Raw genomic sequence first — 22,336 nt, forward strand, 5'->3', positions numbered from 1 at the left:
ATCCAGTCATCTGAGTGCCCACACAGATTGTCTGATAAATTGTTAAAGAGCAGTTGCGACGCGGCTTTCAGCTCACTGTCGCGAGGTGGCGTATATTACGCTTTCCTCTTTCAGAGTCAACCCCGTTTTGCAGGATTTTTTCTCTTCCGACTTAACGTCGCTGCGGGATGTTCTTCGCTAGCGCCGTGTCGATGGAGGCGCATTATAGGGAGCCAGGAAGGAATGACAAGCGGAAAAATGCATTTTTATTTCAACCGCTCATCTTTTCGTCATAACGGCTATTTTTGGCGCTTTTTAATCGCCGCCGGCAGCTCTGCAAGGCTGTTTATCACCCAATCGGCGCTATTTTCCGCTTCTTCCGTTATCGGTTTACCGGTGCGCACCAATACTTTGGTGCCAACATCGGCCGCCGATGCCGCCTGCATATCTTCCAGCTTATCGCCAACCATATAAGAAGCGGCCATATCAATGTGCAGAAAATCGCGCGCAGAGATAAGCATGCCCGGATGCGGTTTACGGCAATCACATACCTGGCGGAACTCCTCAACGGTGCCCTGCGGATGATGCGGACAATAATAGATACCGTCCAGGTCAACGCCACGATCGGCCAGAGACCAGTCCATCCACTCCGTTAAGGTTTCAAACTGCGCTTCGGTAAATTTGCCGCGGGCAATACCCGACTGGTTAGTGACCAGCACCAGCGCAAAACCCATTTCCTTCAGTTCACGCATAGCGTCAATGACGCCATCAATAAATTCGAACGCGTCAATTTCATGGACATAGCCATGATCGACATTAATAGTGCCATCTCGATCGAGAAAAATAGCGGGTACAGACGTTGCCACGGGGTTGCTCCTGAAAAAGGCCTATGCGCTTAGTATCTCATGTTTCGCCACGCAGGAAAGTGCTCATCGTTGATGAGTGACATTGATTTAGACGTCTGGATGCCTTACCATCCACTCTGTTTACGGCACGTAGCCGTAACCGGCGAAAGAAAATGCCACGGCTAACCCTTACTACGATAAAAATAATCTAATGATTAAACTTTCCAATATCACCAAAGTGTTCCAGCAAGGGAACCGTACGATTCAGGCGTTAAATAACGTTAGCCTGCACGTTCCCGCTGGCCAAATTTATGGCGTTATTGGCGCATCCGGTGCGGGTAAAAGTACGCTTATCCGTTGCGTCAACCTGCTGGAGCGTCCAACGCAGGGCAGCGTTTTGGTCGACGGTCAGGATCTGACCCAGATGTCGTCCGCCGATTTAACCAAAGCTCGCCGCCAAATTGGCATGATTTTCCAGCACTTTAACCTGCTCTCTTCGCGCACCGTTTTCGGCAATGTGGCTTTGCCGCTGGAATTGGATAACACCCCGCGTGATGAAATCACCCGTCGGGTAAAAGAACTACTCGATCTTGTGGGTCTGGCGGATAAGCATGATAGCTACCCGGCAAATCTCTCCGGCGGGCAAAAGCAGCGCGTCGCCATTGCGCGTGCCCTTGCCAGTAACCCAAAAGTGCTGCTGTGTGATGAAGCCACCAGCGCCTTAGACCCGGCCACCACCCGTTCTATTCTCGAACTGTTGAAAGACATTAACCGTCGCCTTGGCCTGACCATCCTGCTGATTACTCATGAAATGGACGTGGTAAAACGCATTTGCGACTGTGTGGCGGTGATCAGCAACGGCGAACTGATTGAACAGGATACGGTGAGCGAAGTGTTCTCCCATCCGAAAACGCCGCTGGCGCAGCAGTTTATTCAGGCGACGCTGCATCTGGATATCCCAGAAGATTATTTGCAACGTTTGCATACGCAACCCCGGGCGCACAGCGTACCGATGCTGCGAATGGAGTTTACCGGCCAGTCCGTCGATGCCCCGCTGCTGTCGGAAACGGCGCGTCGGTTTAATGTGAACAACAATATTATCAGCGCGCAGATGGATTACGCGGGCGGCGTGAAATTCGGCATTATGTTGACGGAGATGCACGGCACTTCGCAGGATACGCAGGCGGCTATCGCCTGGTTGCAAGAACACCATGTAAAAGTAGAGGTACTCGGTTATGTCTGAGGCAATGATGTGGCTCTTTGCCCGCAGCATCTGGGAAACGTTATTTATGACCTTTGCTTCAGGCCTGCTGGGCTTTGTCATCGGTCTGCCGTTTGGCGTGCTGCTGTATGTGACGCGCCCGGGTCAGATTATGCAAAACCCAGGGCTGTATCGCGTGATCTCGGCGCTGGTGAATATTTTCCGCTCCATTCCCTTTATCATTTTACTGGTCTGGATGATCCCGTTCACCCGCGTGATTGTCGGTACATCAATTGGGCTTTACGCCGTTATCGTTCCACTGACCATCGGCGCGGCACCCTTTATTGCGCGGATGGTAGAAAACACGCTGCTGGAGTTGCCTGCTGGTCTGATTGAAGCTTCACGCGCTATGGGCGCGACGCCGATGCAGATCATTCGCAAAGTGCTGCTACCTGAAGCGCTGCCGGGGCTGATTAACGCAGCGACTATTACCTTAATTACCCTGGTGGGTTACTCAGCTATGGGCGGAGCTGTCGGTGCAGGTGGTCTTGGGCAATTAGGTATCCGCTACGGCTATGTGACCTACGATCCATTCGTAATGAATTCTGTACTGATCCTGCTCGTGGTGCTGGTTTACTTAATTCAGTTCGCAGGCGATCGTATCGTCCGGGCTGTGACGCACAAATAACGTTACACACAACATAACGATTCAGATAGAAAGGAAAACATCATGGCGTTTAAATTTAAGACCGTTGCGGCAGTCGGTGCTCTGCTGGGTTCGCTGGCGCTGGTCGGTTGCGGCCAGGACGAAAAAGATCCGAATCACATCAAAGTCGGGGTGATCGTGGGTGCTGAAGAGCAGGTTGCTAAAGCGGCACAGAAAGTGGCGAAAGAAAAATATGGCCTCGACGTTGAACTGGTCACGTTCAATGATTACGTGTTACCGAACGAAGCCCTGAGTAAAGGCGATATCGACGCCAATGCTTTCCAGCATAAACCGTACCTCGATCAGCAGATTAAAGACCGTGGTTTTAAACTGGTTCCGGTCGGTAATACCTTCGTTTACCCGATCGCCGGCTATTCGAAAAAAATCACATCCCTGACGCAACTGCAGGACGGTTCTCAGGTAGCGGTACCCAACGATCCGACCAACCTTGGCCGTTCCCTGCTGCTGTTGCAGAAAGAGAACCTGATTAAGCTGAAAGACGGCGTAGGTCTGATGCCAAGCGTGCTGGACATCACCGAAAACCCGAAAAATCTTAAGATTGTTGAACTGGAAGCGCCACAGCTGCCGCGTTCTCTCGACGATGCGCAGATCGCACTGGCGGTCATTAACACCACTTACGCCAGCCAGATTGACCTGACGCCGGAAAAAAATGGCATCTTCGTGGAAGATAAAAACTCACCGTACGTCAACCTGATCGTTGCTCGCGAAGATAATAAAGACGCGGAAAACGTGAAGAAATTCGTGCAGGCTTATCATTCTGATGAAGTCAGCGAAGCCGCCAATAAAGTCTTCAACGGCGGCGCGGTGAAGGGCTGGTAATCTCTGCCGTCTGTAATATCATTCAAGGCGGGCGCAAGCCCGCCTTGTCATTTGTGCACGCGCCTGATTCAATAAGCGGCGTTAAGAACATTACTTCGAGGATACATTATGCGTGCTTTACCGATCTGTTTATTAGCATTCATGCTAAGCGGCTGTTCACTGCTAAGCAGATCCCCTGTCCCACCTGTTAAAAGCACCGCCTCGGCGCCAAAAGCAGAACCGGAGAAACCAAAGGCCACGCGCGCAGCACCGGTAAGAGTCATTACGGATCCCGCTGAACTGGTCGGTAAACCGTTCCGCGATCTGGGTGAAGTCACCGGTGAATCTTGCCAGGCCACTAACCAGGACTCGCCGCCAAACATCCCTACCGCGCGTAAACGCATGCAGATTAACGCCTCTAAGCTGAAAGCGAATGCGGTTCTGCAGCACAGCTGTGAAGTAACCAGCGGCACGCCGGGCTGTTACCGTCAGGCGGTTTGTGTCGGATCTGCGCTGAATATCTCGAGCAAATGAGTACATTTGCTTTCGAGCAAATCGGCGTCATCCGCTCACCTTATAAAGAGAAGTTTGCCGTACCGCGCCAGCCAGGCCTTGTGAAACACGGCGGCGGCGAACTTCACTTACTGCCTCCTTATAACCAGCCCGATGCCGTCCGTGGTCTTGAAGGTTTTAGCCATCTGTGGGTGCTTTTCGTGTTTCATCAAACGATGGAAGGCGGCTGGCGCCCCACCGTGCGTCCGCCGCGGCTGGGGGGAAACGCCAGAATGGGAGTGTTCGCCACCCGCTCGACCTTTCGCCCTAACCCGGTTGGCATGTCGCTGGTTGAGTTGAAAGGGATATGCTGTGAGAAGGATCGTGTCATTTTGCAGCTTGGCAGCCTCGATCTGGTCGATGGCACGCCGGTGGTGGATATTAAACCCTATTTGCCCTTTGCCGAAGCCCTGCCGCAGGCACAGGCAAGCTACGCGCAGCAGGCGCCCGTAGCGGAAATAGCCGTTACGTTTAGCGCGGGTGTTGAATCGCAGCTAACCCTTCTTGAAGCACGCTATCCGCAGATAAAAAACTTTCTGCGGGAAGTGCTGGCGCAGGATCCGCGTCCGGCTTATAAGAAAGGCGAAGAGCAAGGGAAAACCTATGCCGTCTGGCTGCTTGATTTCAACGTGCGCTGGCGCGTAACGGATGACGGATTTGAAGTCTTTGCTCTTGAAGCACGCTAATTTTATTTCCTTCTCTTTTGGCATCTCTGCCAGGCTGATAAACTAAGCCACTTTTTTCTGTGTCAGGCCTCTCGCAGGCCTGTGCCAATTGTCCAAATGGAACCGTAACAACATGCGTACTAGCCAATACTTGCTCTCTACTCTGAAGGAGACGCCTGCCGACGCCGAAGTCATCAGCCATCAGCTGATGCTGCGCGCCGGGATGATCCGCAAACTGGCCTCCGGGTTGTACACCTGGTTGCCGACCGGTTTGCGCGTTCTGAAAAAAGTCGAAAACATCGTGCGTGAAGAGATGAATAACGCCGGTGCGATTGAGGTGTCCATGCCAGTAGTGCAGCCCGCTGACCTGTGGCAGGAGAGCGGCCGCTGGGAGCAATATGGCCCGGAGCTGCTGCGCTTTGTCGATCGCGGCGATCGTCCGTTTGTGCTTGGCCCGACTCATGAAGAAGTGATTACCGATCTGATTCGTAACGAGCTGAACTCCTACAAACAGCTGCCGCTGAACTTCTTTCAGATCCAGACCAAATTCCGCGATGAAGTGCGTCCGCGTTTCGGCGTAATGCGCTCACGCGAATTCCTGATGAAAGATGCTTACTCTTTCCATACGTCTCAGGAATCTCTGCAGGAGACGTACGATGCGATGTACGCCGCCTACAGCAAAATCTTTAGCCGTATGGGTCTCGATTTCCGCGCGGTACAGGCGGATACCGGTTCTATCGGCGGTAGCGCTTCCCATGAGTTCCAGGTGCTGGCGCAGAGCGGTGAAGATGATGTGATCTTCTCTGACTCTTCCGACTTTGCCGCTAACATCGAATTTGCCGAAGCGCTGGCCCCGAAAGCGCCGCGCGCCGCCGCTACGCAGGAAATGACGCTGGTTGACACGCCGAACGCGAAAACCATCGCCGAGCTGGTTGAGCAGTTTAATCTGCCGATTGAAAAAACCGTCAAAACCCTGCTGGTCAAAGCGGTAGAAGGCAGCAGCTCGCCGCTGGTTGCGCTGCTGGTTCGTGGCGACCATGAGCTGAACGAAGTGAAAGCCGAGAAGCTGGAGCTGGTTGCCGCGCCGTTAACCTTCGCTACCGAAGCGGAAATCCGCGCGCTGGTGAATGCGGGTCCGGGTTCCCTTGGCCCGGTCAACATGCCGGTTCCGGTGATTATCGATCGCACGGTGGCGGCAATGAGCGATTTCGCCGCCGGTGCCAATATCGACGGTAAGCACTACTTTGGCATCAACTGGGATCGCGATGTCGCCACCCCGACCGTTGCGGATATCCGTAACGTTGTTGCCGGCGATCCGAGCCCGGACGGCAAAGGGACGCTGCTTATCAAGCGCGGGATTGAAGTTGGTCATATTTTCCAGCTGGGCACCAAATACTCACAGGCGTTGAACGCCGCAGTTCAGGGCGAAGATGGCCGTAACCAGATCCTCACCATGGGCTGCTACGGTATCGGCGTAACGCGCGTGGTCGCGGCGGCGATTGAGCAGAACAACGACGAACGCGGGATCATCTGGCCGGATGCGATTGCCCCGTTCCAGGTAGCGCTGCTGCCGATGAACATGCACAAATCCTATCGCGTGCAGGAGCTGGCGGAAAAAATCTACGCCGAGCTGCGTGCGCAGGGCATTGAAGTGCTGATGGATGACCGTAAAGAGCGCCCGGGCGTGATGTTTGCCGATATGGAACTGATCGGTATTCCGCACACGGTGGTGATTGGCGATCGCAACCTCGATAACGACGATATTGAGTACAAATACCGTCGTAATGGCGAGAAGCAGCTCATCAAAACCGGCGACATCGTCAGCTATCTGGTAAAACAGATTAAAGGTTGATGGCATAAGAGGTCCATTTCAGGGCCTCTTTTTTTATCTATAGAACCCCCCTCTGGCTTAGCTCAGGGGCTATAGACAAAAAGAGCGGTCCGCCATCGCGGGCCGCTCGGCTCATTGCAGGGATGCGCTTAATTGCCGCAATGCTTATCGGCGATAAATTTAGCGTCTTTATCCGCCACTAATGTTTTCACCCCTTCGCCCGTGTCCGGGTTCGGTTCTAAGGTAAAGTGCCCCTCAACCACCAGCAGGATCGGTTTTGTATCGGTCCCGCGCGCTGCGGCGTAATCCCGCTCAAGCTGCGCGTTGCTGGCAACGCTCACTTTCTTACCGGTTGAACAATCGGTAAACACCGCCGCATCGGCCATATACATATACATGCCGCGCATCGCCATTGGCGTCGCCGGCAGGGCCGCATTCACCGGCTGGAGCGTGTAATTAAGCCGTGAGGAAATCGGGTTGCCTGCCCGATCAAGCATCTCCAGCGCATCACCTTTGACGCGGAAATAGATTTTTTCCCCGTGCGTATCGGTGAGGATCAACTTATCCGCGGTGCGCGCCCAGTTACCGTATGAACCGTACATCGAAGGCGCTTTTCTCCCTTGATAGTGCTGGTTCATCACCCAACTGCCGTCTTTTTCCAGAAACAGCGAGGTTTCGATGCCTTCGCAGTCCGCGCAGGGCAAAACGCCGCGCCAGCTCTGCTGCATCGTTTTTAACTCTTCAACCCGTGTTGGTTGTACGGTCTCAACGTCGCCTCGGTGGTAACAACCGAAAAGCGTAAACAGAGAACATCCCGCCAGCACAGCTAAAATCGCATTTTTCACGCTCAATTCCTTATGTTGTGTTAATGATTCCCCGTCAGCCCTCATGGCGACGAACCTTGCCGCGTAGCGCTTTTACCGACGATTTTTGCGCCTTGCCCGTCAGTCGCCGCTCTTTGGATGCGCGGGTCGGACGCGTCGCCCGGCGGCTCTTTTGCACTGCGGTTAACTCTTTAATTAGCGCCACCAGTCGGGCAATCGCCGCTTCGCGGTTCATCTCCTGACTGCGGTACTCCTGCGCTTTTATTACCACCCAGCCATCGCTGCTAATCAGATGGTGCGACGTTTCCAGTAATCGCGCTTTATAATACTCAGGCAGGCTTGAGGCCCGAATGTCAAAACGCAAATGGATAGCCGTGGAGCTTTTATTCACATTTTGACCGCCCGCGCCCTGCGCCCGCACGGCGGTAATCTCCAGCTCTTGTTCATTGATAGAGACCGAACGGGAGATGACAATCATTTCAGCGTCTGCCAGACGTCGAAATGAATTTCCAGGTTCTGACGGGCGTCCGATAACCAGATAGCTCCATCCTGTATCGTCGCCTGCAGCGTCATGGTCCTGTCGCTGGCAAACGCGCTCAATTGCGCCAGCTGTGTATCATCCAGATACCAGATGCTCAGATTACTCAACGACGCACAGCGCGACTGGTTTTGCTGCCACCAAATTTGCGCCGCTCGTGAATTATAGGTAAAAAGCGCCACCTCTTTTGCCTGTGAGCAGGCTTTCTTCAATCGTTTCTCATCCGGCAGGCCAAGTTCAATCCACAAATCGATGCCGAGATAGTCATTGCGCAGCCATACTTCCGGCTCGTCATCGGCGCTGAGGCCGCGGGTAAACTGCAGACGTTCATCGGCATATTTCATCCAGGCCAGCAGGCGCAGCATCATACGCTCCTGCGTTTCGGAAGGATGGCGAGCCAGCGTTAACGTCGCATCTAAAAACTGATTACGATCCAAATCAGCCACGTTCACCGTCGCTTTATAAATTGTTGCCTTTAAGGCCATAACACCGCTCCTTCATAAAATGGCCGCTATTGTAGCGAATATAAGCATAACGCGCTGTTATCTCTTGCCGCTGCGGGTATTCATCGCTCTGATAATGATTAACAAGGTATGGTATAGTCACCTTGCTAAACACAGTGTAACTTCGTAGGCTTAGAGGTATCTCACAGTAAAGTCAGCTTGCTGACAGGAGGTGATATGAACAATTATTGTGAGTTAGTACGCAGACGTTATGCGGAAATCGCCAGCGGAGATTTAGGGTATATCCCGGATGCGCTGGGGTGCGTGTTGAAAGTGCTGAATGAAATGGCGTCGGATGACACCGTTTCAGAGTCGGTCAGGGAAAAGGCGGCGTATGCTGCCGCGAACTTACTGGTGAGCGATTATGTCAATGAATGATGCCTATCAACCCATCAACTGTGATGACTATGACAACCTTGAGCTCGCCTGCCAGCATCATCTTTTATTGACGCTGGAACTAAAAGACGGCGAGGTGCTCAGCGCCAAAGCCAGCGATCTGGTCTCACGTAAAAATGTGGAGTATCTGGTGGTCGACGTTGCAGGCAGCGCCCGCGAACTGCGTCTCGATAAAATTACCAGCTTCAGCCATCCTGAAATCGGCACCGTTGTGGTGAGCGAGTCCTGATATTTTTTACGGGCAGCGCACGCTGCCCGTTATCTTCGCCATTCTAGCTGCACGCCCGTCTGTTCCGCGCTTTTCCTTCCGTCTTGCGTAACAAACACTCCCGCCGCCGCGATAAGCGTTTCACCATAAAACAGCAGCGGCGTGGTATCGCGCAACCAGGGCGCTACGCCTAACTCCTGCCAGAGTTTCTTCAGCTTGCGTCCACCGTTGCGCCCGACAATATGCACCATGCCGGGTGCCTGAAAACGCACAGTTACCCTTTCGTTAGCGCCGGGGGCACGAATTTCCCCTCCCGCTACCAGCAACAACTCGCCCAGCCCCGCCGGCAAACTCAGCGGGTTAAAAGGTGCAGGCCAGCAAAGTTGCGTCTCGCGTTGGCTATCAATCGCCCGCGTCCACCACAAACAGGATTGATAACGCCGCACCGCGAACTCGCCCAGCCGCAGGTTAGGTGTCGCATCCTCACGCGCTAATGCCACTTCCTGCCATAAGCGATCGAGCATCGCGCGTGAGGGCATCACAGCACCGCGCTGCGCCAGCCAGCGGCGCAGTAACGCCCGACGGCGAATATCGCTTACCCCATGCAGAGCATCAATCCTCAGCGCCCCTTCATCGGTCATCGCCGTGGCAAGTTCCTCTGCCAGCAGTTCATCAAGTAACTGCTCCTGCTCACCGCACAGCGCTGCGCTGCGCGCGACGGCGTCGGCAAAATGCGGCCAGCGCGCATTGAGAAGCGGTAATACCGTTAAGCGTAAAAAGTTGCGGTCAAAACGAGCGTCATTGTTACTCTCATCCTCAATCCATGACAGCCGATGATGAAGCGCCCACTGTTGCAGGGATTCTCGCGTTTGGTTTAGCAGCGGGCGAATATGCTGCGTGCCGGCGAAAGGCAGCTTTTCGGGCATCGCCGACAGCCCGGCCGGTCCGCTACCGCGTTTTAGCGCCAGCAAAAAGGTTTCGCACTGATCGTCCAGATGCTGGGCCGTCGCCAATACTTCACCGGGTATTAAGGCAGCGGCAAAGGCCTGATAACGCGCTTTGCGCGCCTGCGCTTCCAGCCCCTCACCTTCATTTACCACCTGAACGCGGACCACTTGCAATGGAATCTGCCATTGTGCGCAAACCTTCTGGCAATGGCTAACCCACTCATCGGCGTGCGGGCTCAGCCCGTGATGAATATGAATCGCCCGCAGCTGTAGTTCGGGGAATTGCTGACGCCAAAGCATAAAGTGATGCAGCAGGACGGTGGAATCCAGCCCGCCGCTAAACGCCAGCAGAAACTGGTGCGATATGTTCGGCATTGATGCAAGAAATGGCGTGGTCATAGGGGCTATTAAAACGAAGTCATGCCCGGCACGTTACCGGGCATTGATAGAGCTGGCAAGCACTACTGCTGGTAAAGCTCGAGGGGTAAACCGTCGGGATCGTTAAAAAAGGTGAAACGTTTGTCGGTACAGGGATCGACGCGGATCGCTTCGCACTGTACGCCGTGAGCGGTTAAATGCGCTACCGCCTGCTCGATGTCATCAACGCTAAACGCCAGATGGCGCAGGCCGCACGCTTCCGGTCGGCTGGGACGGGCTGGCGGGAAAGGGAATGAAAACAGCTCGATCACATACTGGCCGTTAAGCGCCAGGTCGCCTTTCCAGGAGTCGCGCGCTTCGCGATAGATCTCGCTTTGCAACGTAAACCCCAGAATATCGCAGTAAAACGCTTTGCTCTTCGCGTAGTCCGTAGCAATGATGGCAATATGATGAACCTGTTTTAAACCCAGCATAATCTCTCCTTTTTTTGTTGCCAGAACGTTACTCCCGCCCGCAGATGCCCGCAATAGCTCACTGGACTTTTAGGACTCGTACCCGATAAACGCCCTCTTCATCCCGCTTCGCGCCATGAATATCCGTTTCAAAACCGGGGTAATGGCGGCCGATGGCGCAGAGCATCAACAGGAAATCCAGCACCGCCCGGCTGGCTTCGGTAATCATCTCGCCGGGCATCACCAGCGGCACGCCGGGAGGATAGGGCAGGATCATATTCGCCGAGATACGGCCAATTAACTGTTCCAGTTCGATAGTTTCCACTTCACCCTGAACCTGCCGCTGCCAGGCCTGGTGTGGCGTCAACTTCATCTCCGGCAGCACATCGAAGGCTTGCAGCATCAAGCGCGGTAAATCGTGCTGGCGAATCAGTTTATGGATCCCTTGTGCCAGATCCTGAATACGCATATTGCGGTAGAAATCGGGATCTTCGGCATACAGATCCGGCAGCATATTTCTCACCCGCAGATTGAGATCGTAAGAGCGTTTAAACTCCATCAGTCCGCGTAACAGGCTCATCGCGCGGGTTTTATCGATGCCGATACTGAATAAGAAGAGTAAATTATACGGGCCGGTTTTCTCCACGACTACGCCGCGCTCATCAAGGAATTTCGCCACCAGCGCCGCCGGGATCCCTTCCTCGCTCATATTTCCCAACTCGTCCATGCCTGGTGTAAGAATGGTGACTTTCACCGGGTCGAGGTACATATGTTCGGCATCGGCATCACGAAAACCGTGCCAGCTTTCGCCAGGCGCAACCGGCCAGCAATCGGCTTCATCGATCTCTTCCGGCTGCCAGATATCGAAGAACCAATCCTCGGCTTCATCTTTTAGCCGCTGCACTTCTTTGCGAAAATGCAGCGCGCGCTCGACCGAACGGTTGATCAGGCGTTTTCCCGGATTGCCGCGCAGCATCGCCGCCGCCGTTTCGATAGACGCCACCAGCGGATAGCTGGGTGAGGTGGTGGTATGCATCATAAAAGCTTCGTTAAACGCGTCTTCATCATATTCACCTTTAATGTGAATCAGCGAAGCTTGCGAAAATGCCGCCAACATTTTGTGCGTCGACTGGGTTTCAAAGAAAACCTTGCCCGGCACTCGCTCGCCGCTCATCCCGCTTTTTCCGGCATAGATCGGATGAAAATTGGTATAGGGAACCCAGGCAGAGTCGAAATGAATCGACGGGATATCCAGCGTCTTTTTGATCCAGTCTGTGTTATACAGCAGACCGTCATAGGTTGAGTTGGTGATCACCGCATGAACCGGCCAGCGCCCGCCGGCGGTTTTCGCCACCTTCTCTTCGATGCTGGCACGGGAGAATTCGCGACGCGGAATACCGCCTAAAATCCCCAGCGCATTACGCTCCGGCTTCAGCCACAGGGGTGTGATATCGCTCATCATCAGCAAATGGGCGAGGGATTTATGGCAGTTACGATCAATCAATACGGAGCTACCCACCGGCGCGGCATACATACCGATTATTTTATTCGACGTTGACGTGCCGTTAGTCACCATATAGCTCTGCTCAGCGCCAAAGGTGCGGGCAATATACTCCTCGGCTTCGAGATGCGGGCCGGTATGATCCAGTAACGATCCCAGCTCGGTGACCGAGATCGAAACATCCGCTTTCAGCGTATTACCACCGAAAAAATCATAAAACAGGCAACCAACCGGGCTTTTCTGATAAGCGGTGCCCGCCATATGCCCCGGCGTACAAAAGGTGTATTTCCCCTCTTTTACATAGGTAAACAGTGCGCGGGTAAACGGCGGTGTAATGTTGTCGAGGTACTCTTTGGTGTACTGGCCAATGCGCGTAGCGATATCCTCGGACACGCCGAGGGCGTACTCGAAAAACCACAGCGCCATGCGCATATCCTGGGCGCTGATATCCATCGTCGAGTGGGTATTGATAAACGCGTAGAGGGGTAAATACTCGTTGAGCTGGTTGATTTCACTGCACAGATCGAGGGAGTACTCATCCCAGTCAAAGATAACGCCGCAGATGCGCGGGTTGTGTTCGATAAACTTCAGCAGGTCGTTGCTGTTTTGCGGCCAGATAAGTTTAAAACCTTGTGCCTGTAGCGCCTGCTCCAGCTCCTTAATCGGCTCATCTTTATAGAAAACGCCATGGGGTCCCATGATGGCAATAATATTCACCGCTACCTCCGTCAAAAACCTTTGCTAAGCATAGTAGAGCTAAACGACGGATAAAAAAAAGCCGCACAGCGGTGCGGCTTTTCAGAATGGGATGAAGAGATAGATTAGGCGTAGCCGTAGCTCATCAGACGCTGGTAACGACGGTTACGCAGATCGTCTTTGCTGAGCACATCCAGATCGGCCAGGTCGGCCAGCAGCTGCGCTTTCAAAGACGCCGCCATCGTTTCCGGATTACGGTGAGCGCCGCCCAGCGGTTCCGGGATAATGGAATCGATAAGCTTCAGCTCTTTCAGACGCGGCGCGATAATGCCCATCGCTTCAGCGGCCAGCGGCGCTTTATCGGCGCTTTTCCACAGAATTGAGGCGCAGCCTTCCGGGGAGATAACGGAATAGGTGCTGTACTGCAGCATATTCACTTTGTCGCCCACGCCAATCGCCAGCGCGCCGCCGGAGCCGCCTTCGCCGATTACGGTGCAGATAACCGGCACGTTCAGGCGAGACATTTCACGCAGGTTACGCGCGATAGCTTCTGACTGACCGCGCTCTTCAGCGCCTACGCCCGGATAAGCCCCCGGCGTATCGATAAAGGTGATGATCGGCATGTTAAAGCGTTCCGCCATTTCCATCAGGCGCAGCGCTTTGCGATAGCCTTCCGGTGCCGGCATACCGAAGTTACGGCGAATTTTCTCTTTGGTTTCGCGCCCCTTCTGATGACCGATGATCATCACCGGACGACCGTCCAGACGCGCGATACCGCCAACAATGGCTTTATCGTCGGCATAAGCACGGTCACCTGCCAGTTCGTCAAATTCGTCGAAAGCCAGGCGGACATAATCCAGGGTGTATGGACGCAGCGGATGGCGTGCCAGTTGAGCAACCTGCCATGCGCCAAGATCGGCGAAAATTTTACGCGTCAGCTCTACGCTTTTTTCACGCAGACGATGCACTTCTTCGTCGATGTTAATATCCAGTTTTTCATCCTGACGGCCAACGGCGGTCAGAGAATCGATTTTCGCTTCCAGCTCAGCAATCGGCTGTTCGAAATCAAGGAAATTCAGACTCATAGTATTCCTGTATTAGTCAAACTCCAGTTCCACCTGCTCCGAACCAATGAGGCCACGCAGATCGTTAAGTAAACGATCGCTCGGAGAGACACGCCACGTTGCGCCGAAGCGTAACCGCGCGCGCGCATCCGTCCTCTGATAGTAGAGATGTACTGGAATGGTTCCCGAACGGTGAGGTTCCAGAGACTGACGGAGTCGGTTTAAAAGCTGGTCATCAATTTGCCTGTCCGTCAGCGAGATAGCAAGCCCGCGGGCATATTTTTCCCGGGCTTCGTCAATGTCCATCACTTCGCGAGCGGTCATTTTAAGCCCACCGCTGAAGTCATCAAAGCTGACCTGTCCGCTGACGATAAGTATGCGGTCTTTTTCCAGCAGATGCTGGTATTTATCCAGTGCATCGGTGAACAACATCACCTCCAGACGCCCGGAACGGTCATCCAGCGTACAGATGCCGATACGATTGCCACGCTTGGTGACCATAACCCGCGCGGCAATAACGAGCCCCGCCGCCGTGGTCACTTTCCCACGTTCGGTCGGATGCATGTCTTTCAGCCGGTAGCCTCCGACATAGCGCTCAATTTCTTTTAAATACTGATTAATCGGGTGTCCGGTAAGGTACAGCCCCAGCGTTTCACGCTCGCCGTCGAGCACCGTCTGTTCCGGCCACGGCTGGCAGCTGGCATAAGACTGCTCAATCTGCTCCGGCTCTTCCGCCAGCACGCCGAACATATCCGCCTGGCCAATCGCCTCGGCTTTCGAATGCTGATCGGCGGCTTTCAGCGCATCGCCCAGCGAGTTCATTAACGCGGCGCGATGCGGACCGAGGCGGTCAAACGCCCCGGACATAATCAATTTTTCCAGCACCCGGCGGTTAAGCTTTTTGATATCGGTACGGGCGCAAAGGTCGAACAGTTCACGGAAATAACCGCCGTTGTTACGCGCTTCGATGATTGCCTCAATCGGGCCTTCACCGACGCCTTTGATTGCGCCAATGCCGTACACAATCTCCCCGTCGTCGTTAACGTGGAAATGGTATAAACCCGAGTTGATATCCGGCGGCAGGATCTTTAATCCCATACGCCAGCACTCATCGACCAGGCCGACCACTTTTTCCGTGTTATCCATATCGGCAGTCATTACCGCCGCCATAAATTCGGCCGGATAGTGCGCTTTCAGCCACAGCGTCTGGTACGACACCAAAGCATAGGCGGCAGAGTGCGATTTGTTAAATCCGTAGCCGGCGAATTTCTCCACCAGGTCAAAGATTTTCATCGCCAGTTCGCCGTCGACGCCGTTTTTCTTCGCCCCGTCTTCAAAAATAGAGCGCTGCTTGGCCATCTCTTCCGGCTTTTTCTTACCCATCGCACGACGCAGCATATCCGCGCCGCCAAGGGTGTAACCGGAGAGCACCTGCGCAATCTGCATCACCTGTTCCTGATACAGGATAATGCCGTAGGTAGGCTCCAGTACCGGTTTCAGGCTCTCATGCTGCCACTGTACATCCGGGTAGGAGATCTCTTCGCGGCCGTGTTTACGGTCAATAAAGTTATCTACCATGCCCGACTGTAGCGGCCCCGGACGGAACAGGGCCACCAGCGCAATCATATCTTCGAAGCAGTCTGGCTGCAGGCGCTTAATCAGATCTTTCATGCCGCGGGATTCAAGCTGGAATACCGCCGTGGTCTCCGAGCGCTGCAGCATGTCGAAACTTTTCTTGTCCTCCAGCGGGATAGCGGCAATATCCAGCGGCGGCTCGCCGTTCTTCTCACGCCGGGCGTTAATCATCTCCAGCGCCCAGTTGATAATGGTCAGCGTACGCAAGCCGAGGAAGTCAAACTTCACCAGGCCCGCGTATTCAACGTCGTTTTTATCGAACTGCGTGACCGGATGCTGACCGGCCTCATCGCAATAGAGCGGCGCAAAGTCGGTAATTTTGGTTGGCGCGATAACAACACCACCGGCATGTTTACCGGCGTTTCGCGTCACCCCTTCCAGCTTGCGCGCCATATCGATCAGCGCTTTAACTTCTTCGTCAGCTTCGTAAATTTCCGGCAGCTGCGGTTCGGCTTCAAACGCTTTTGCCAGCGTCATCCCCGGATCCGGCGGCACCAGTTTTGAAATGCGATCGACAAAGCCATACGGATGACCGAGTACGCGGCCAACGTCGCGGATAACCGCTTTCGCCGCCATAGTACCGAAGGTGATAATTTGCGATACCGCATCGCGGCCGTACATATCCGCGACGTGTTCGATAACCTGGTCGCGTTTTTCCATGCAGAAATCGACGTCGAAGTCGGGCATTGAAACACGTTCCGGGTTAAGGAAACGTTCGAACAGCAGGTCGAACTCCAGCGGATCGAGGTCGGTGATTTTCAGCGCATAGGCCACCAGCGAACCGGCACCGGAACCACGGCCAGGTCCTACCGGCACGCCGTTATCCTTCGACCACTGGATAAACTCCATAACGATAAGGAAGTAGCCCGGGAACCCCATCTGGTTAATCACCTGGAGTTCAATATCGAGGCGCTCATCGTAAGGCGGGCGTTTTTTGGCGCGTAGCTGCTCGTCCGGGAACAGGAATGCCAGGCGCTCTTCAAGCCCCTCTTTCGATTTCACGACGAGGAAATCTTCGGTGGTCATATCCCCGGTCGGGAATTGCGGCAGGAAGTATTCGCCGAGGCGCACGGTGACGTTACAGCGTTTGGCGATTTCGACGGTGTTTTCCAGCGCTTCCGGGATATCCGCAAAGAGTTCGCACATCTCCTCTTCGCTGCGCATATATTGCTGCGCCGAGTAGTTGCGCGGCCGTTTAGGATCGTCGAGGGTAAAACCGTCATGGATCGCAACGCGGATCTCATGAGCGTCGAAGTCGCCAGCATCGTTAAAGCGCACATCGTTGGTGGCGACCACCGGCAAACCATGCTCTTCGGCCAGCGCGACGGCGGCATGCAGATACGTTTCTTCATCCGCACGGCCGGTGCGAATCAGTTCCAGATAGTAGCGATCGTGAAAATGAGTTTTATAGAAGTCGAGACACTGCTCCACCAGCGCGCTATTGCCGCGCAGCAGGCATCTACCGACATCGCCCATACGCCCGCCGGAGAGCAGAATCAAACCCTCTTTCAGCTCCACTAACCAATCACGGTCGATCCACGGCCCCGCCGCGCCATAACCGCGCTGATAGGCGCGCGAGATAAGCAGCGTCAGGTTTTGATAGCCGATGTTGTCGAGGGCGAGCACGGTCAGTTGCGTCATCTCATCCGCGAGCAGATCGCTTTGCACATGAAAATCCGCACCGACGATCGGCTTTATCCCGGCACCGTGTGCCGTTCCGTAAAACTTCACCAGACCGCACAGGTTAGTAAAATCGGTGATTGCCAGCGCAGGCATGCCGAGGGCGGCCGCCTTTTTTACCAGCGGTCCGGTTTTCGCCAGCCCATCAATCATGGAGTAGTCGCTATGCACCCGCAGGTGTACGAAACGTGGTTCAGCCATTTTCAGAATCCAGCCTGGTTATTTCACGTTCACAAGAATCAGAGGACCTGGCTCAGCGCGCGTTTAACCGGCGCAAAGCTGCGGCGATGATGCTCCGTTGCGCCGTGCTCCGCCAACTTTTCCAGATGAAAAGCGGTCGGATAGCCTTTGTGTTGCGCAAAGCCATATTGCGGAAAGATAACATCAAGTGCTGCCATCTCTGCATCGCGGGTCACTTTGGCGAGAATAGACGCGGCGCTGATTTCAGCCACGCGGCTATCGCCTTTAACCACCGCCAAAGATGGCATCGGCAGCGCCGGGCAGCGGTTGCCGTCGATCAGAACAAACTCCGGCACAATGGTCAACCCGGCAACGGCGCGCTGCATCGCCAGCATCGTGGCGTGCAAAATGTTCAGCTCATCGATTTCATGAGGCTCCGCGCGGCCGAGGCTCCAGGCCAGCGCTTTCTCTTTGATCTCATGATAGAGCGAGATACGGCGTTTTTCGGATAATTTTTTGGAATCGTTGAGGCCGACAATCGGACGGGCCGGATCGAGGATCACCGCCGCCGTGACCACCGCACCCACCAGCGGGCCACGCCCAACTTCATCCACACCCGCAACGAGGTGCGTGTGCGGATAGACAAACTCTATCATTTTGCTAGCTCCAGTACGGCATCAGCCGCCTGTTCATCGGCATTGCAACGAATCTGCTGATGCAGCTCGCGGAAAATATCGTGCATCTGATGGCTGGTTTTGCCGTTAGCCAGTAAAGGATCTAACGCCGCGGCAAGGGCCTGCGGATGGCACTCATCCTGCAGCAGCTCTTTAACCAGTTCGCGCCCGGCCAGCAGGTTCGGCAGCGAAACATAGGGCGTTTTTACCAGACGTTTTGCCAGCCAGAAGGTGAACGGCTTCATGCGATAGCCCACCACCATCGGGCATTTCGCCAGCATGCACTCCAGCGCGGCGGTCCCGGATGCCAGCAACGCGGCATCGGCAGCAATCATCGCTTCCCGCGCCTGGCCGTCGAGCATCTGCACCGGCAAATCGGGCGCAATTTCCGCTTTGATGCGCGCGAACTGCTCGCGCCGTTTCGCATTGACCAGCGGCACAAGCACTTGCAGATCGGGATAGCGCTCCCGCAACAGCTCGGCGGTACGCAAGAAATCCGCGCTGAGCATTTCCACTTCCGCACCGCGGCTTCCCGGCAGCAACGCCAGACAGTGGACATCAGCCGTAATGCCTAAATGTTGCCGCGCCGCGTGCTTGTCCGGATCTAACGGCATCGCATCGGCCATCGTATGGCCGATAAAACGGCACGGGACGTTAAATTTATCGTAAAACGCTTTTTCGAAAGGCAGAAACGCGAGCACCAGATCGGTGGCTCTGCCAATTTTGAAAACGCGTTTTTGTCGCCACGCCCAGACGGAGGGGCTGACGTAGTGAATCGTTCGAATGCCCTGCTCTTTCAGCTTGCCTTCGAGGGTGATATTGAAATCTGGCGCATCGATACCAACAAAGACATCCGGCTGGAGTTCTCTGAAGCGACGGGTCAGATCGGCACGGATGTGCAGCAAACGACGCAGCCGCCCCAGCACCTCAACGATGCCCATGACCGCCAGCTCTTCCATTTCATACCAGGCTTCGCACCCTTCTGCCTGCATGCGCGGCCCGGCAACGCCAACGAAGCGCGCGTTCGGCACGCGTGCGCGCAGTGCCCGGATAAGACCGGCACCAAGAATATCGCCGGAGGTTTCTCCGGCGACGAGGGCTATCGTAAGAGGACGCGAGTCGATCATTAACGAATCAGACCGCGCGTTGAACGTTCAAAGAATTGCATAAACGCGTCAACTTCCGGGTGCTTAGCGGCAAGCTCAGCAATTTCCGGTTTCGCCTCTTCCAGCGTTTTACCGCTGCGGTACAGCAATTTGTACGCATTACGAATAGCCACTAACGCTTCCCGGCTAAAGCCGCGACGTTTCAGGCCTTCGATGTTCACACCGAATGGCGTGGCATGGTTGCCCTGCGCGATAACGTAAGGCGGGACGTCCTGCGCAACGCCGGAACAGCCGCCCACCATCACATGCGCACCGATAATGCAGAACTGATGCACTGCGGTCATGCCACCGATGATGGCGAAATCGTCAACGGAAACGTGACCGGCCAGCGTCGCGTTGTTCGCGAGGATACAGCGACTTCCGACGGTGCAATCGTGCGCAACGTGCGCATTGATCATCAGCAGGTTATCGCTGCCCACCTTCGTCAACCCACCTCCCTGTACTGTTCCACGATGGATGGTGACGCTTTCGCGGATGCGGTTGCGATCGCCAATTTCCACGCGCGTCGGTTCACCAGCATATTTCAGATCCTGGTTAACCTCGCCGATGGAGGCGAACTGATAAATCTCATTGTCGCGGCCAATCGTCGTATGACCATTTACCACAACGTGGGATTTCAGTACGGTGCCCTCACCTATTTCTACGTGAGGTCCAACAATACAAAATGGGCCAATATGAGCGTTAGCGCCGATAACGGCACCGTCTTCAACAATGGCGGTAGGATGAATAAAGGCGGTATTATCAATCACGTATCAGGCCTCCCGGCTACGTGCACACATCATAGTAGCTTCACAAACAATTTTACCGTCAACCAGCGCGACCCCTTTGAAACGGGTAACGCCACGGCGGGTTTTCTCGAAAGTGACTTCCATGATCATCTGATCGCCAGGTACAACAGGACGCTTAAAGCGCGCTTCGTCGATACCGGCGAAGTAATACAGCTCACCCGGCTCCAGTTTGCCGACGCTTTTAAACGCCAGAATACCGGTTGCCTGCGCCATTGCTTCAAGAATCAGCACGCCCGGGAAAATCGGTTTGCCAGGGAAATGCCCCTGGAAAAACGGCTCGTTTACCGAAACATTTTTAACTGCGCGCAGAAAACGACCTTCTTCAAAATGCAGCACGCGGTCAACCAGTAAAAACGGGTAACGGTGCGGCAGAAGCTCCAGGATCTCTTCAATGTGCAGAGTATGAGTGTCAGTAGTCAAAATACTCTTCCTGTCTAAATATACTAAAAAGCAATAATAACACGGCCCGCGGCAATCATCAGAATGCCAACAGGCCGGGAAGTATATACACTTTATGCTTTGAGGTGCAGAGGCTTTTCTGCTCCCCGAAGTCTTGTGTACAAGCGTTAAGCGGATGAATTATTCGTCTTGTTGATTAACCTTGCGCTCGACAGCTTTCAGGCGCTTGCTCATATCATCAATATTCATCACCAGAGCTGCGGTTTTTCGCCACGTTTTATTAGGTTGCAGCGGGATACCGGAGGAGTAAATACCCGGCTCAGTAATAGGACGCATGACCATCCCCATTCCCGTTACGGTAACCTTGTCGCAAATTTCCATATGCCCGTTGATCACGCTGGCGCCGCCAATCATGCAGTAGCGACCAATTTTCAAGCTGCCCGCCATGATAACGCCACCGGCCACGGCGGTATTGTCGCCAATCATAACGTTATGTGCAATCTGGCACTGGTTATCGATAATGACGCCATTACCAATACAGGTATCATCCAGCGCGCCGCGATCGATGGTCGTACAGGCACCGATCTCGACGTTATTACCGATAATCACCCGGCCAAGCTGCGGAATTTTAACCCAGTTGCCGCGATCGTTGGCATAACCAAAGCCGTCGGAACCTATCACCGTACCGGACTGAATCAGGCAATTTTCACCGATCTCAATCTCATGGTAAACGGAGACATTGGCCCACAGACGCGAGCCTGCGCCAATTTTGGTATTTTTTCCCACGAAGCAGCCCGGGCCGATGACCACGTTATCACCCAGGGTCACGCCGGATTCAATCACGGCGTTCGCACCGATGGCAACGTTGTTACCAAGCTTTGCGGTGGGATCAATAACGGCGCCAGGCGCGATATTCTGCGCAGGCTGCGGCGTGGTATCAAGAATCTGCGCCATACGCGCGTAGGTCAGGTAAGGGTTTTTCACCACTAACGCTGCGCTGCTGGCAAAAGGAAGATCGTCCTGCGTCATGACAACGGCAGAAGCCTGACAGGCGGTCAGGTGTTCACGGTACTTAGGATTGACCATGAAAGTGATATGGCCCGCTACGGCAGATTGCATGGACGCAACGCCGGTGATGACGATATCGCCATCACCGTGTAGTTCTGCATCCAACTGCTGAGCTAAATCAGCCAGTCGAATTGAAGGCATTACTTATTTAACCTGTTTCAGTACATCAGCGGTGATGTCTTTAACATCATTGCTGTTGTAAATAACGGCGTTAGAAGGAACAACCAGATCAACACCCTGATCGGCAGCCACTTTTTTCACTGCGGTCTGAATGCGAGTCACCAGTTTGCCACGCTCTTCGTTAGAGCGACGCGCCTGATCCTGCTCGAAAGCCTGTGCTTTTTGAGCAAATGCCTGACGGCCGGTAGTGATATCTTTTTCCAGCTTGCTGCGATCGCTCGCCTTCATAGTAGAACCGTCACGCTGCAAACGCTGTGCTTTTGCTTGCAGGTCGGATTCCATGCTTTGCAGTTCGCTCGCACGACCGCCGAATTCGTTTTTCATGGTCTGAGAAACGCCGGACGTCTGCGCAACCTGCTGCAGCAGGCTACCCATATCAACAATTGCAATTTTGTCAGCGGCCTGAGCTGACGCAGCCATTGCCAAACCTAAACCCGCAGCTAATAACAACTTTTTCACAA

23 protein-coding genes are annotated in these 22,336 nt (G+C 54.3%); 8 read left to right on the top strand and 15 right to left on the bottom strand.

Annotated features, from left to right (window positions below):
* Positions 1-278: 278 nt before the first annotated feature.
* A complete protein-coding gene (gene gmhB / locus RW65_RS13840) occupies positions 279-845 on the bottom strand; it encodes a D-glycero-beta-D-manno-heptose 1,7-bisphosphate 7-phosphatase (RefSeq protein ID WP_039057355.1) in 567 nt (188 codons plus the stop codon).
* A 190-nt stretch (positions 846-1,035) separates the two neighbouring features.
* Between gmhB and metN the strand changes: the two genes are divergently transcribed.
* The 6 genes from metN to proS all read left to right on the top strand — a co-directional run bounded on the left by metN (position 1,036) and on the right by proS (position 6,619).
* Positions 1,036-2,067: a methionine ABC transporter ATP-binding protein MetN gene (metN, locus tag RW65_RS13845; protein ID WP_039057357.1), complete on the top strand. Its 1,032-nt coding sequence runs from the start codon at positions 1,036-1,038 to the stop codon at positions 2,065-2,067.
* Positions 2,060-2,713: a methionine ABC transporter permease MetI gene (locus RW65_RS13850; protein ID WP_039057358.1), complete on the top strand. Its 654-nt coding sequence runs from the start codon at positions 2,060-2,062 to the stop codon at positions 2,711-2,713. The genes metN and RW65_RS13850 overlap by 8 nt, the downstream gene beginning before the upstream one ends.
* 42 nt (positions 2,714-2,755) lie before the next feature.
* Positions 2,756-3,571 (top strand): MetQ/NlpA family lipoprotein, encoded by an 816-nt coding sequence (locus RW65_RS13855; protein WP_039057359.1) that lies wholly within the window; start codon positions 2,756-2,758, stop codon positions 3,569-3,571.
* Between the two features lie 108 nt (positions 3,572-3,679).
* Positions 3,680-4,084, top strand: coding sequence for an envelope stress sensor lipoprotein RcsF (gene rcsF / locus RW65_RS13860; RefSeq protein ID WP_039057361.1), 405 nt, complete (start codon positions 3,680-3,682; stop codon positions 4,082-4,084).
* Positions 4,081-4,788: a tRNA (N6-threonylcarbamoyladenosine(37)-N6)-methyltransferase TrmO gene (gene tsaA / locus RW65_RS13865; RefSeq protein ID WP_039057362.1), complete on the top strand. Its 708-nt coding sequence runs from the start codon at positions 4,081-4,083 to the stop codon at positions 4,786-4,788. Before rcsF ends, tsaA begins: the two co-directional genes overlap by 4 nt.
* A 112-nt stretch (positions 4,789-4,900) precedes the next feature.
* Entirely contained in the window at positions 4,901-6,619 is a 1,719-nt protein-coding gene (gene proS, locus RW65_RS13870; protein WP_039057363.1) for a proline--tRNA ligase, read from the top strand.
* Positions 6,620-6,747: 128 nt separating this feature from the next.
* Here proS and nlpE read toward each other — a convergent pair whose 3' ends face one another.
* From nlpE to RW65_RS13885, 3 genes are read right to left on the bottom strand one after another with little or no spacing between them, the layout of a single operon-like run.
* Positions 6,748-7,443: an envelope stress response activation lipoprotein NlpE gene (nlpE, locus tag RW65_RS13875; protein WP_039057364.1), complete on the bottom strand. Its 696-nt coding sequence runs from the start codon at positions 7,441-7,443 to the stop codon at positions 6,748-6,750.
* A gap of 34 nt (positions 7,444-7,477) precedes the next feature.
* Positions 7,478-7,900 (bottom strand): alternative ribosome rescue aminoacyl-tRNA hydrolase ArfB, encoded by a 423-nt coding sequence (gene arfB / locus RW65_RS13880; RefSeq protein WP_039057365.1) that lies wholly within the window; start codon positions 7,898-7,900, stop codon positions 7,478-7,480.
* Positions 7,897-8,445 (bottom strand): YaeQ family protein, encoded by a 549-nt coding sequence (locus tag RW65_RS13885; protein WP_039057366.1) that lies wholly within the window; start codon positions 8,443-8,445, stop codon positions 7,897-7,899. The genes arfB and RW65_RS13885 overlap by 4 nt, the downstream gene beginning before the upstream one ends.
* Before the next feature lie 195 nt (positions 8,446-8,640).
* On the opposite strand from RW65_RS13885, the gene RW65_RS13890 reads away from it, so the two are divergent.
* Positions 8,641-8,841 (top strand): YaeP family protein, encoded by a 201-nt coding sequence (locus tag RW65_RS13890; RefSeq protein ID WP_039057367.1) that lies wholly within the window; start codon positions 8,641-8,643, stop codon positions 8,839-8,841.
* Entirely contained in the window at positions 8,828-9,088 is a 261-nt protein-coding gene (gene rof / locus RW65_RS13895; protein WP_039057368.1) for a Rho-binding antiterminator, read from the top strand. Before RW65_RS13890 ends, rof begins: the two co-directional genes overlap by 14 nt.
* Before the next feature lie 29 nt (positions 9,089-9,117).
* Here the strand turns inward: rof and tilS are convergent, their stop codons facing one another.
* The 11 genes from tilS to skp form a co-directional block, all read right to left on the bottom strand.
* Complete coding sequence (tilS, locus tag RW65_RS13900; RefSeq protein WP_039057369.1) at positions 9,118-10,413, bottom strand: tRNA lysidine(34) synthetase TilS; 1,296 nt, start codon at positions 10,411-10,413, stop codon at positions 9,118-9,120.
* Positions 10,414-10,475: 62 nt separating this feature from the next.
* Positions 10,476-10,865 carry a VOC family protein gene (locus RW65_RS13905; RefSeq protein ID WP_039057370.1) on the bottom strand — a complete coding sequence of 130 codons (390 nt, stop codon included), beginning with the start codon at positions 10,863-10,865 and terminating at the stop codon, positions 10,476-10,478.
* A gap of 58 nt (positions 10,866-10,923) precedes the next feature.
* The gene (locus tag RW65_RS13910; RefSeq protein WP_039057371.1) at positions 10,924-13,062 is read right to left on the bottom strand and encodes a lysine decarboxylase LdcC; all 2,139 of its coding nucleotides are present in this window, start codon (positions 13,060-13,062) and stop codon (positions 10,924-10,926) included.
* Between the two features lie 104 nt (positions 13,063-13,166).
* Positions 13,167-14,126: an acetyl-CoA carboxylase carboxyl transferase subunit alpha gene (accA, locus tag RW65_RS13915; RefSeq protein WP_017458011.1), complete on the bottom strand. Its 960-nt coding sequence runs from the start codon at positions 14,124-14,126 to the stop codon at positions 13,167-13,169.
* 12 nt (positions 14,127-14,138) lie between these two features.
* Positions 14,139-17,621: a DNA polymerase III subunit alpha gene (gene dnaE / locus RW65_RS13920; protein WP_039057372.1), complete on the bottom strand. Its 3,483-nt coding sequence runs from the start codon at positions 17,619-17,621 to the stop codon at positions 14,139-14,141.
* Between the two features lie 38 nt (positions 17,622-17,659).
* On the bottom strand, positions 17,660-18,256 hold the full coding sequence (gene rnhB, locus RW65_RS13925; RefSeq protein ID WP_039057373.1) for a ribonuclease HII: 597 nt from the start codon (positions 18,254-18,256) through the stop codon (positions 17,660-17,662).
* Positions 18,253-19,401: a lipid-A-disaccharide synthase gene (gene lpxB / locus RW65_RS13930; protein WP_039057374.1), complete on the bottom strand. Its 1,149-nt coding sequence runs from the start codon at positions 19,399-19,401 to the stop codon at positions 18,253-18,255. The genes rnhB and lpxB overlap by 4 nt, the downstream gene beginning before the upstream one ends.
* Positions 19,401-20,189, bottom strand: coding sequence for an acyl-ACP--UDP-N-acetylglucosamine O-acyltransferase (gene lpxA / locus RW65_RS13935; protein WP_039057375.1), 789 nt, complete (start codon positions 20,187-20,189; stop codon positions 19,401-19,403). The genes lpxB and lpxA overlap by 1 nt, the downstream gene beginning before the upstream one ends.
* A gap of 3 nt (positions 20,190-20,192) precedes the next feature.
* A complete protein-coding gene (fabZ, locus tag RW65_RS13940; protein ID WP_039057376.1) occupies positions 20,193-20,648 on the bottom strand; it encodes a 3-hydroxyacyl-ACP dehydratase FabZ in 456 nt (151 codons plus the stop codon).
* A 159-nt stretch (positions 20,649-20,807) separates the two neighbouring features.
* Positions 20,808-21,836 carry a UDP-3-O-(3-hydroxymyristoyl)glucosamine N-acyltransferase gene (lpxD, locus tag RW65_RS13945; RefSeq protein WP_039057377.1) on the bottom strand — a complete coding sequence of 343 codons (1,029 nt, stop codon included), beginning with the start codon at positions 21,834-21,836 and terminating at the stop codon, positions 20,808-20,810.
* A gap of 3 nt (positions 21,837-21,839) precedes the next feature.
* On the bottom strand, positions 21,840-22,334 hold the full coding sequence (gene skp / locus RW65_RS13950) for a molecular chaperone Skp (RefSeq protein WP_039057378.1): 495 nt from the start codon (positions 22,332-22,334) through the stop codon (positions 21,840-21,842).
* Positions 22,335-22,336: the final 2 nt, after the last annotated feature.

This window comes from Enterobacter sp. Bisph1 (genome assembly GCF_000814905.1).
GTDB lineage: Bacteria > Pseudomonadota > Gammaproteobacteria > Enterobacterales > Enterobacteriaceae > Kosakonia.

Bases quoted from the DNA above. Each gene is read 5' to 3' on its own strand.
- rcsF (WP_039057361.1), top strand. From the start codon at position 3,680: ATGCGTGCTTTACCGATCTGTTTATTAGCATTCATGCTAAGCGGCTGT.
- lpxD (WP_039057377.1), bottom strand. From the start codon at position 21,836: ATGCCTTCAATTCGACTGGCTGATTTAGCTCAGCAGTTGGATGCAGAA.
- rof (WP_039057368.1), top strand. From the start codon at position 8,828: ATGTCAATGAATGATGCCTATCAACCCATCAACTGTGATGACTATGAC.
- RW65_RS13890 (WP_039057367.1), top strand. From the start codon at position 8,641: ATGAACAATTATTGTGAGTTAGTACGCAGACGTTATGCGGAAATCGCC.
- rnhB (WP_039057373.1), bottom strand. From the start codon at position 18,256: ATGATAGAGTTTGTCTATCCGCACACGCACCTCGTTGCGGGTGTGGAT.
- RW65_RS13885 (WP_039057366.1), bottom strand. From the start codon at position 8,445: ATGGCCTTAAAGGCAACAATTTATAAAGCGACGGTGAACGTGGCTGAT.
- RW65_RS13855 (WP_039057359.1), top strand. From the start codon at position 2,756: ATGGCGTTTAAATTTAAGACCGTTGCGGCAGTCGGTGCTCTGCTGGGT.
- tsaA (WP_039057362.1), top strand. From the start codon at position 4,081: ATGAGTACATTTGCTTTCGAGCAAATCGGCGTCATCCGCTCACCTTAT.
- accA (WP_017458011.1), bottom strand. From the start codon at position 14,126: ATGAGTCTGAATTTCCTTGATTTCGAACAGCCGATTGCTGAGCTGGAA.
- metN (WP_039057357.1), top strand. From the start codon at position 1,036: ATGATTAAACTTTCCAATATCACCAAAGTGTTCCAGCAAGGGAACCGT.
- tilS (WP_039057369.1), bottom strand. From the start codon at position 10,413: ATGACCACGCCATTTCTTGCATCAATGCCGAACATATCGCACCAGTTT.
- RW65_RS13850 (WP_039057358.1), top strand. From the start codon at position 2,060: ATGTCTGAGGCAATGATGTGGCTCTTTGCCCGCAGCATCTGGGAAACG.
- lpxB (WP_039057374.1), bottom strand. From the start codon at position 19,401: ATGATCGACTCGCGTCCTCTTACGATAGCCCTCGTCGCCGGAGAAACC.
- proS (WP_039057363.1), top strand. From the start codon at position 4,901: ATGCGTACTAGCCAATACTTGCTCTCTACTCTGAAGGAGACGCCTGCC.
- dnaE (WP_039057372.1), bottom strand. From the start codon at position 17,621: ATGGCTGAACCACGTTTCGTACACCTGCGGGTGCATAGCGACTACTCC.
- arfB (WP_039057365.1), bottom strand. From the start codon at position 7,900: ATGATTGTCATCTCCCGTTCGGTCTCTATCAATGAACAAGAGCTGGAG.
- RW65_RS13905 (WP_039057370.1), bottom strand. From the start codon at position 10,865: ATGCTGGGTTTAAAACAGGTTCATCATATTGCCATCATTGCTACGGAC.